Consider the following 9,314-nt stretch of genomic DNA (forward strand, 5'->3'; position numbering starts at 1 on the left):
CACAATGAGTTGCTCAAAGCTGACCATCTCATACCATCCCGTTCGACTTGTTGCGGTTGTACTTCGCCAGAAGCAGCTGGATCGGCGTCGGGCCGTGCTCGGCAGCCGGTGCTGCAATCGCCCGGCGTACCGGCGGCACTGGTTTACCCTCGGTGACGCGCTTCTCCCACATGTCCAGCAGATCGCCCGCTTCGCGCGCCAGCTCACCATGAGTTAACTGTCGCTCTGTGCTGCGGTGGCGCAGTTCAACGCAGATGTGGTACATGACCGGCTGCGACCAGGGGAATTGCTCGCTGGATGTGAATTCGAACGAGCGGTTTCTCCAGTCCCAGTATTCTGCGATCACTTGGTCAACGGTTATGCCCAGCGCCCCGCCGCTCTGTTTGCACCAGGCGACGAACTGGCCCGGCGACGGAAGGAATGGGCGTACCTGGCTGCGAGCCACTCGCATACCGGCATCAACCTGCGCCATGGAGTGGATTCCATTCTCCTGAAACGCCAGCAGCCACTGACGGCGGAATTCGTTCAGGTCGTCCTGAGTGCGGAAGTTCGCCATGCTGGCCGGGAACGCGGCGCGCAGCTCGTTGAACAACTTGTTGAATACCTGCGCCACCTGCTCTACTGGCGCCCGCTCCTGGTACTGCTCTGGCAGGTTATGGGCCATGCGGCTCATCTGCTCGCGGTCATGGTTACGCATCTGCTCTGCAAGAGATTTCATCGGATCACCCCATAGGCCCAGTCAGTGTTGTTGAAGTCCAGTTCCTGCTTGACGGCGCGCTGCTCACCTCCAGCGCTGCGCTGCATCGTCAGCTTGTCCCACTGCTTACGCAGGCTTTCCGGGCTCAGGATGTTGGTCTGCCAGAAGTGGTGTTTGCTGGCCCAGTCATACAGCGCGCAGATATCCTGGTGCGACCGGTTATCTATCTGTCGCATCAGGCGGACGGTGTTAGACCAGGAGGTCATGTCCGGGGCTTTGCAGGTTGGGTTAATCAGCTTCACCCTTGTGGAAATCCACTGGGCGGTTTTTAGGTCTTCAGCAGAGCCCCACTTCGCACCGGATGGTGTGTAAATCGCAGCTTCAGGATGAGCTGATAAAAATCTCTTCAGACGTGCGTCAGAGGATTCGCCAGAATTCTCGGACGAAGATCTTTTAATACTGTTCTTGTTCTTGTATTGGGTGTCTACCGTTTTCGGGAAGGTTATTCCTGATTTCGGGAAGGATTTTCCCGTTTTCGGGAATTTTCTTCCCGTTTCCGGTTTGTCCAAAATCCAGGCTGTAAGGTCAGTATTTACACCGACGATTTTCATCATTCCCTGCTTCTGAGAGAAGATGATTTTGCGTTCTGCGAGTGACTTAAGCGCGTCGGAAACATGGGTATCACTCAGGCCCGTAAGCTCAGCAATGACCGTATTTGTAACGCGGTCCTGTTTCTTGTTCCAGCCGTAGGTAAGCCAGATCACCGCCTCAAAACATTGCCATTCCCGGCCTGACAGTCTCAGGCGAGGCTTAAGCTGTTGGATCTCGTTAGCGACCTTGGTATACCCGTTCGACAGGTCGGCCATACGACCTCCCGGTTGTTCGGTTTTGTTTGGGAAATTGATAATTTCAGCGGTGTTTGACATACTTACTCCTGCAAAGAGTCCAAACGATTTGCACCAGAAAGCTGTTGGTGTTCGAGCACCGCAGCTTTCGCCATTTCTGTAGTTCTCACATAACCCCCAGCATCGAAGTAACCATCGTCATCAGCGGCCCTACCTGCTCCGGCATGAGGCGGAACAGCGACGCTATACCCTCGCTTACCTCTTTCAGCTTCTGATGCTCTGGAGCGTCCAGCAGCACGGCCTGTTTAGCTTCGGCACACTCTTTCATCGCAGAGGCGATCAGCGACATCGTGTCGTTCTGCGGCGCCAGACGGTTGCGGTACTCCAGAGGCAGGACGGCCATGATTGCCGGCGCCAGCTGTCGAATGTTGTTGGTGGCGTATTCGGTATCGCCGTCGATCCAGCGGAATACTTTCTGCATCTGGCGGTGCGAGTCAGTCGGGATATCAAGACCGGTGCCGCCGGTTGACCGCCACTCTTCAACAATCAGCGCTGCGACAAATTCACGGCTGCGGCAGTCAGCTGCCCAGGCACGAACAGCTACACGGATCCCATCGATGTTTAACGCCGTGGAATCAGGTTCCCGGCGATTCTGGTAAATCATCGCCGTTGGCGAAAATTTGTTACCTTGTTGATACGCAAGTGAATGCATTGCTTTCCCTTTCGTGGTTAGGGCCGCCGTTAAGCGGCGTTGTTGTCAGGGTGTGGAAAGATGGACGGCAGGTCCGGGCGGAATTCATGGGCCTGGATTTCACCACCAACCGCTTTCACCAGTTCAGGAACGTGAACCGGGGAGATGCGTTTCTTTCCGTTAAGCCAGTCACAGATAGTGGACTGGGCTTTGCCGCAACGTTTTGCCAGTTCTTTCTGGCTGCCAGCGATGGCGATCGCTTTCTCTACTGCAGAGTTCTTCTCTACTGTTGGGGTCTTCATAATCACCTCAGCTATCAGTTCAAAGCGATTATGGCTATCACTTTAGCGAACGTCAATCGCATAGGCGATTTTTTGCTAAACAATCGCTTGAGCGATAGAGTTAAAGGAGTCATTAACAGAGGTGAATATGGGATTCTCGGAGCGCTTGGCGCAGGCAATGAAACATGCTGGATATACACAGGGCCGATTAGCCAAAGATGTCGGCATGGCTCAGTCCAGCGTCAATAAGCTTCTCAAGGAAGCTAACGGCTCTCGTAAGACTGTTGAGATCGCCTCTGTTCTGGGTGTGCGGCCGGAGTGGTTATCTACTGGTGAAGGGGAAATGGCTTCCAATGGCGCAAGAGAAACGACTGCGCTATACCAGGTTAAGCCGTCACTGAATGGGATTTACCGCGTGGATGTACTCGACGTTAAAGCCAGCGCTGGGCCAGGCAGCATTGTCACCAGTGATTTCATTGAAACTATCCGAGCAATCGAATACACAACTGAGCAGGCGCGAGCCTTATTCGGCAACAGACCAGCTGCGCACGTCAAAGTGATCACAGTAAATGGCGACAGCATGGACGGTACTATTTCACCTGGTGATCAGATCTTCGTTGATACCGGCGTTACGCACTTTGATGGTGATGGGGTATACGTTTTTGTCTTCGGGAAGACTTTGCACGTTAAGCGGCTGCAGATGCAGCGCGACCGCCTGGCGGTAATATCCGATAATCCGATTTATGAAAAATGGTACGTAGAGCCTGAAGATGAGGGCGCGTTCTACATCATGGCTAAAGTACTGCTTAGACAGTCGGTCGATTATAAAAGATTCGCATAACAAAATTTACACAGTAATTACTCTGGGATGGGAAAATGAAAAAATTAGCTGCTGTCGTTATTGCATCCACATTGCTCAGTGCGTGTGCTCAACCACCTTATGCCCGCATTGCTTCTGATTACGATCAGAAGATGGCTGAGGCTAAAAAACATGATGCCGAGTTTGCCGAGAAGGTAAGAAATATCAACCTTGAAACAGCCGATGTTGGCGAAAAGCCAAAAAACTATAAAGAGCTTGTTCAGGTAACAATAAAAGATGCTTTGAAGGATCCTGATTCTGCGAAATTCAGCGACTTCACTCCTCTCCGCAAAGAGGTGATGGTTGAGAACAGGAACTTTGTTTATGGTTACTCGACGTGCGTTTTCGTTAACGCTAAAAATTCCTATGGCGGATACACTGGTAAGCAACTCTACTGGGCTTTCATACGTAATGGCCAGGTGCTTAGATTTAAGAACACCAACGACCAGTACGGAGACATAATTTTCGTAGGCAGGAAAGTTAACTGCAACTGATTAACCAACCGGCGAAAGCCGGTTTTTTTATACCTACATCAACTACCTTCCAAATCTCTCCTATCAAACCGCTTTCAACATCACTTTTTTCTACTTCTTTTAAAAAAATATCGCTTTAACATTCAAACGATTATCACTTTAACGATGATTAATATCGGTTTGGCGATTGACTCAAATAATCGCTTTAGCTATTTTTAGCTCATCGAAACGAAACTTCGACAGCTGAGCAAAGTTAGCCAGTGGCGAAGTGGAGATTCGGTCAGTCGAACGGCGCGACAGTAAACCATGCGTCGGACGCCCGGCGGGCTCAGGGAGAGCGGCAATGGTGCGTAACACGATTCACCAGAGGTCATTTGCGAGTGGCCTGCGGTGAATAAACAAAGGGGTGAGAGTATGGAAAACCGGACAATGAATTGAGAAAGGTAGTTCAGGAACTAGCAGATAAAGAAGGCATCAGTTTAGCCGATGCCACAGATGTTTCGATAAAGACGCTTCAATACGAAATTCAGAGCAGAAAGTCGTTTAATGAGTGGCCTGCCATAAATGGAGGCGCATCAAGCCTTCTGTAGAGCCCACGCCCATTGAACAGCTTCTGTAACAAGAACCTGTGGATCAAAGTTATAAGTCTTTGCAATGCGCAGGACTTCATCTCGAACCTGGTAGACGTCAATGCTTTTGGTTGTAACGTATTCGGCGTCAGGCAGCTTGAAAACCACGCCATCGTCGCTGGTTACCTCACGTGTGTATCCTGATGCCTGCATGCTTTCATGAAGCTTTTCATAAGTGTCCCATTCAGCTCCGCGCAAAACCACACGAACAGTATAGATTGCCATAAACATTTCCTTATTTTGACTGTGGAAACAGCAGTCTACGACATTCCTTTGACTGTGGAAAGTGAAGGAAATCACGCGCCAGGCGTGACTAAACACCCCGGCACTCATTCAAGTTGAGGCTGCCTGAAGGCGGCCTTTTTATTACCTCATACCTCAGTCGCTTCACCGAGGCGGCTTAGTTATGACAACCGGCGGCCATCCACCGCCCATTAGCGCAGAAGTCTTGTATTAACCGTTCCGTTCGCCGCGATAAGGCCAAGAGGATTTATGAGTAAGAAAAACGACGGTGGCTACGCCTTCCCTATGGAGGCGACAGATGCCACAGCTTGGAGGGATTGCAATCAGGGAATGACGTTGCGCGACTACTTCGCTGCAAAAGCATTGTCTGGCTGGCTGGCAAGTTATCCGGAGTCGTGCACTCACCCTATTGTTGCCGGCAATGCCGATGAAGTTGCGAAGCACTCATACATGCTTGCCGATGCAATGCTCCGCGCCCGGGAGGCATCATGAAAGTCACCCACAACGGCAAGCAGTACACCGCCAAAAAGCTCAACGATAACGAGTGGCAACTGACGTCAGTATCTGCACCACGCGACAAGCTGACACTTAACCGCTGGCAGATGCACGTTGCTGGCTTACTGGCTCAGGTGGAGGGTAAAAAATGATGCACCACTACGGATATGTTGAAGTTAACCGCGGCGCAGTTCGGCCTGGCATGTTGGTTAAGCACAAAGACGGCATGTGGACAGCATCAGCCAACAAGCGCGGAAAGCTCTACCTCCACCGAGGTTGTGAGCGCACCTTCACCAGAGAGCTTCTGGTTGAGGTGTATCTTGATGGCCGCGGCGGCGGATTGAGTCATTAATCCATTATTTGTTTGGGCCGTGTGGTGCAAGCTTAAACTCCAGCTGATACAGCTTGCCGTCAGGTGCCTGGAAGTCGACCTCGAATGAATCCGGCGGATTGAATGGGTCAGGTGCGTTTCTTGCAATGCAAGTAGAACGCCACGCAATATGTCCATTCTTGCCTAAGCCAAGCGATCGTGACTTCCACCAGTCATACCATGACTGATCGTGCGGCTGGTCACTTCCCTTTTCTCTCACAAACCAATGATTCCGCTTCGAGCGCTTACCCATTTCTTTAGTTGAGTACATTGGGGAAGAGCATTTTTTGTTTATCAGCATTTAGTCACCTTGCTTGTTGCCGCTGCGCTTCATTCATTCTGATCCGTATCGCTGTTTAATCAAGTTTCACATTGAAATACCGGGCTGGCTTCACGCAGCCGGGATCTGCACATCCAAATTTCAGGAGTTCAGTCATGAACGCATACCTCACTTACGACCGAATCGAAGATCAGCGCTGGGTTGAGCAACAGCTCGACGACGAGAAAGAGAAGTGGATCGACGACCGAGCGCAGAAAATCATCGACATGATGCCAAAAGAGCCGTCTGGCCTCTTCTACTTCACGGTCCCGATTGACTCCAGTCCATACGAAGGACTTCGCAGCGATAAAGCTGGCGAGGCCTACAACGATTTCATTTCGGCAGTTGCTTACGCCCAGGCGGAATACGACTGGGAACACCGTACCGGCTGCCCGTTTTGATTTTTGAGGGATTTAACAATGAGTACTGCACTTTCCACCATGGCCGGGAAACTGGCCGCACGCCTCGGCATGGATGCCGGTACAGACCTGATGAATACGCTGAAGAATACAGCGTTCAAAGGTGGCAACGTCACGGACGAGCAGTTTACAGCCCTGTTGATCGTCGCCAACCAGTACGGCCTGAACCCATGGACAAAAGAGATTTATGCCTTCCCAGATAAAGGCGGGATTGTCCCGGTCGTCGGCGTTGATGGATGGGCTCGCATTATCAACGAGCATCCTCAGTTTGACGGCATGGAGTTCTCTTACGACAAGGAGGAAGGCGCGTGCACCTGCAAGATTTACCGCAAAGACCGTAAGCATCCGACCATCGTCACCGAGTACATGGGAGAGTGTAAACGCAATACTCAACCCTGGCAGTCCCATCCTACCCGCATGCTTCGCCACAAGACGCTTATCCAGTGCGCGCGCCTGGCCTTTGGTTTCGCTGGCATCTTCGACCAGGACGAGGCAGAGCGAGTGATTGAAGGAACAACGGCAGAGGTTCATGCGGGCCATGAATCAGATAGCCGTCGCCCGGATCTGATCGCAAAAGGTGAGTCCGCCGCGCGTCTTGGAACCGTTAAGTATCAGGAGTTCTGGGTGGCGCTGAGCGCTGAAGAGAAGCAGGTGATCGGCGCAGTTGAGAAGCGACGCATGTATGGCATGAGTCTTGCTGTCGACAACGCCGAACCTTTCAATATCGCAGAGACGGAGGCTGAATGATGGAGCAACGTACCCCTGAATGGTTTGCTGCGCGCTGCGGCAAGGTCACTGCCAGCCGCCTGGCTGATGTCATGGCCCGGACTAAGTCGGGCTACTCCACCAGCCGCCAGAACTACATGGCCGAGCTAATTTGCCAACGGCTGACCGGGAAGCTGGAGGAAGGGTTTTCGAATGCCGCGATGATGCGCGGTACTGAACTTGAGCCAGTGGCGCGCGAAATGTACGCCCTGAATGAGTTCGATGCGGCAATCACTGAAGTTGGGCTCATCGATCACCCAACCATACCCGGATTCGCAGCCAGCCCGGACGGACTTGTCAACGACGACGGGCTTATCGAAATCAAATGCCCCAACACCTGGACCCATCTTGAAACGCTGAAAACTGGCGAGCCAAAGCGCCAGTACATGCTGCAAATGCATGCGCAGATGATGTGCACCGGGCGGAAATGGTGTGATTTCGTTAGTTTCGATGATCGCCTGCCGCCTGACCTCGCCTATTTCAAGAAGCGCATTCATTTCGATGAAGAGCTGGCGCGCGAAATCGAGTCTGAGGTTAAGAGATTCCTTGCAGATGTGGAATCGGAAATTCAGAAAATCACAGAGCGTGCAGCATGAAACGCACACCCTTCTACCGCAGGCCCGGGCGAACCGGGCAATTCTCCGGTCTCCGTGAGCGCGTTATCTGGATGATTCAGACGCGCGGCCGCCCGGTCACCGGTAGCGAAATCGCTGAGAAGTTTGGCGTAACGCTCATCGAGTTTAACCGGGTCGCCAATGGCATCACCCGCGGCACCGGACAAATAGCGCAAATCGTTGAGTCGGAAAAGTGGATCAACGAGGACGGCATCTGCGACCGGACTTTCGACCTGGCCACGAAGCCAAAGGTCATTACGCCTCAGGGTAAATCGCGGCTGTTCACCCGGCGTGCCATTGAACAATCGCAGGAAGGCAGACGGCAGGAATGCATAGCACGTGCCGCACGCCGTCGCCGCCTGATTGCTCAGGGCCTATACATCGACGAAATGGAGTCCATCCTATGACTCACGCTCACGACGACATCAGGGTTGGCACACTGCGCCTTCCCTTCATTGGAAAAGGCTGGCTAATGCCATGGGGTGAAGTAGTCAACAATCCATTAAAAGCGCAGCGGCTCGCTGAGGAATATCGGGAAAGGCAGGAGGCGGCATGAGCAAGGTAGGCGATTATTTCTTCGAGTTCCCCGCGTCGCGCGGCATGCAGGGTGGCACGGCGACTTACATGATAACGGCACCGGCCCGCGCGCTGACGCGCATACTTGCCTCCGACAATCACGGCAGCACGCTCGAGCGCTCTCAACGCGAAATTAACCAGGCACGCGTGAAAAAGTTTTACCAGTACCTCGTCAATGCCTACCAAAATAAAGAGCCCTTCATCATCCCACCACTGGTCGGCAACTGCGACGCAGATATTGAGTTTGAAGAGTTCGGCAATACGAATGTGGGCGTCGCACGCTTCCCTATGGATGCATTGATCAAACTGTTTGACGGCCAGCACCGCGCCGCCGGGTTAGCTGAGTTCTGTCGTACTTACGGAGAGCCAATCAGCATCCCGCTAATGCTGACGCATAATCTCCCACTGAAGGCACGCCAGCAGTTCTTCTCCGATATCAATAACAACGTCTCGAAACCTTCCGCTGCGATCAATATGGCCTATGACGGGCGTAATGATGTGGCCCAGGGGATGGTGACGTTCCTGTCTCAGCACGACACCTTCGCAGAGGTGACAGACTTCGAGCACAACGTCGTTCCGGCGAAAAGTAAGCTGTGGGTGAGCTTCAAAGCGCTGAGCGACGCGACGGCCAAGTTTGCCAGTGCGGGCAGTAAGCAGCTGGAAATGGGCGACATCGAATCCATCTGGGAGGCCTGGTTGGCCCTGACGCAGATCGAAGCGATTCGCCACGGCACCAGCCAGGCAGACTACAAGCGTGACTACATTCAGTTCCACGCAGTGATGATCAATGCCTTCGGCTACGCCGTTCAGCGGTTGATGGCTGACCACTCAATAGTCGATATCGTCCAGATGATTGAGGGTCTGGCAAGTAATGCGGGCTCCTCCGAGATGGAAGACTTCTTCTTGATTTCCCGATGGGGTGGCGTCTGTGTGAATGCCGAAAAAGACCGTCCAACGATTATTGCCTCCGTTCCGGCTCAGAAATCGGCTGCTGAGCGGCTCGTCAAAGTTATCCTGGCGAAAAGCCTTGAGGAGTAG

17 protein-coding genes are annotated in these 9,314 nt (G+C 52.7%); 11 read left to right on the forward strand and 6 right to left on the reverse strand.

Annotation, left to right across the window (positions count from 1 at the left end):
• Positions 1 to 28: 28 nt before the first annotated feature.
• From DEO48_RS10690 to DEO48_RS10705, 4 genes are all read right to left on the reverse strand, one after another.
• Positions 29 to 718 (reverse strand): replication protein P, encoded by a 690-nt coding sequence (locus DEO48_RS10690; protein ID WP_109845135.1) that lies wholly within the window; start codon positions 716 to 718, stop codon positions 29 to 31.
• Complete coding sequence (locus DEO48_RS10695) at positions 715 to 1,623, reverse strand: replication protein (protein WP_109845136.1); 909 nt, start codon at positions 1,621 to 1,623, stop codon at positions 715 to 717. The genes DEO48_RS10690 and DEO48_RS10695 overlap by 4 nt, the downstream gene beginning before the upstream one ends.
• 85 nt (positions 1,624 to 1,708) lie before the next feature.
• Entirely contained in the window at positions 1,709 to 2,254 is a 546-nt protein-coding gene (locus DEO48_RS10700) for a toxin YdaT family protein (protein WP_109845137.1), read from the reverse strand.
• Positions 2,255 to 2,283: 29 nt separating this feature from the next.
• Positions 2,284 to 2,535 (reverse strand): helix-turn-helix domain-containing protein, encoded by a 252-nt coding sequence (locus tag DEO48_RS10705; RefSeq protein WP_109845138.1) that lies wholly within the window; start codon positions 2,533 to 2,535, stop codon positions 2,284 to 2,286.
• A 127-nt stretch (positions 2,536 to 2,662) separates the two neighbouring features.
• Between DEO48_RS10705 and DEO48_RS10710 the strand changes: the two genes are divergently transcribed.
• Complete coding sequence (locus tag DEO48_RS10710; RefSeq protein WP_109845139.1) at positions 2,663 to 3,355, forward strand: helix-turn-helix transcriptional regulator; 693 nt, start codon at positions 2,663 to 2,665, stop codon at positions 3,353 to 3,355.
• A 35-nt stretch (positions 3,356 to 3,390) separates the two neighbouring features.
• The gene (locus tag DEO48_RS10715) at positions 3,391 to 3,867 is read left to right on the forward strand and encodes a hypothetical protein (protein WP_109845140.1); all 477 of its coding nucleotides are present in this window, start codon (positions 3,391 to 3,393) and stop codon (positions 3,865 to 3,867) included.
• A 171-nt stretch (positions 3,868 to 4,038) separates the two neighbouring features.
• On the opposite strand, the gene DEO48_RS26765 is transcribed toward DEO48_RS10715, so the two are convergent.
• Positions 4,039 to 4,203: a hypothetical protein gene (locus DEO48_RS26765; RefSeq protein ID WP_181366995.1), complete on the reverse strand. Its 165-nt coding sequence runs from the start codon at positions 4,201 to 4,203 to the stop codon at positions 4,039 to 4,041.
• A gap of 218 nt (positions 4,204 to 4,421) precedes the next feature.
• Positions 4,422 to 4,700: a hypothetical protein gene (locus tag DEO48_RS10720; RefSeq protein WP_047647803.1), complete on the reverse strand. Its 279-nt coding sequence runs from the start codon at positions 4,698 to 4,700 to the stop codon at positions 4,422 to 4,424.
• A gap of 267 nt (positions 4,701 to 4,967) precedes the next feature.
• On the opposite strand from DEO48_RS10720, the gene DEO48_RS10725 reads away from it, so the two are divergent.
• From DEO48_RS10725 to DEO48_RS10765, 9 genes are all read left to right on the forward strand, one after another.
• The gene (locus DEO48_RS10725; protein WP_109845141.1) at positions 4,968 to 5,210 is read left to right on the forward strand and encodes a hypothetical protein; all 243 of its coding nucleotides are present in this window, start codon (positions 4,968 to 4,970) and stop codon (positions 5,208 to 5,210) included.
• Positions 5,207 to 5,365 carry a hypothetical protein gene (locus DEO48_RS26770; protein WP_023622533.1) on the forward strand — a complete coding sequence of 53 codons (159 nt, stop codon included), beginning with the start codon at positions 5,207 to 5,209 and terminating at the stop codon, positions 5,363 to 5,365. Before DEO48_RS10725 ends, DEO48_RS26770 begins: the two co-directional genes overlap by 4 nt.
• Positions 5,362 to 5,565 (forward strand): phage encoded cell division inhibitor protein, encoded by a 204-nt coding sequence (locus DEO48_RS10730; RefSeq protein WP_023622534.1) that lies wholly within the window; start codon positions 5,362 to 5,364, stop codon positions 5,563 to 5,565. Before DEO48_RS26770 ends, DEO48_RS10730 begins: the two co-directional genes overlap by 4 nt.
• A gap of 453 nt (positions 5,566 to 6,018) precedes the next feature.
• On the forward strand, positions 6,019 to 6,303 hold the full coding sequence (gene gamL / locus DEO48_RS10740) for a host nuclease inhibitor GamL (RefSeq protein ID WP_109845143.1): 285 nt from the start codon (positions 6,019 to 6,021) through the stop codon (positions 6,301 to 6,303).
• A gap of 18 nt (positions 6,304 to 6,321) precedes the next feature.
• A complete protein-coding gene (gene bet, locus DEO48_RS10745) occupies positions 6,322 to 7,068 on the forward strand; it encodes a phage recombination protein Bet (protein ID WP_109845144.1) in 747 nt (248 codons plus the stop codon).
• Positions 7,065 to 7,682, forward strand: coding sequence for a lambda exonuclease family protein (locus tag DEO48_RS10750; protein ID WP_109845145.1), 618 nt, complete (start codon positions 7,065 to 7,067; stop codon positions 7,680 to 7,682). The genes bet and DEO48_RS10750 overlap by 4 nt, the downstream gene beginning before the upstream one ends.
• Entirely contained in the window at positions 7,679 to 8,107 is a 429-nt protein-coding gene (locus DEO48_RS10755) for a regulator (RefSeq protein ID WP_109845146.1), read from the forward strand. The genes DEO48_RS10750 and DEO48_RS10755 overlap by 4 nt, the downstream gene beginning before the upstream one ends.
• Entirely contained in the window at positions 8,104 to 8,256 is a 153-nt protein-coding gene (locus DEO48_RS10760; RefSeq protein WP_109845147.1) for a DUF1317 family protein, read from the forward strand. The genes DEO48_RS10755 and DEO48_RS10760 overlap by 4 nt, the downstream gene beginning before the upstream one ends.
• On the forward strand, positions 8,253 to 9,314 hold the full coding sequence (locus tag DEO48_RS10765) for a DGQHR domain-containing protein (RefSeq protein WP_109845148.1): 1,062 nt from the start codon (positions 8,253 to 8,255) through the stop codon (positions 9,312 to 9,314). The genes DEO48_RS10760 and DEO48_RS10765 overlap by 4 nt, the downstream gene beginning before the upstream one ends.

Source organism: Enterobacter sp. CGMCC 5087 (assembly GCF_003144775.1).
Taxonomy (GTDB): Bacteria; Pseudomonadota; Gammaproteobacteria; order Enterobacterales; family Enterobacteriaceae; genus Enterobacter; species Enterobacter cloacae_M.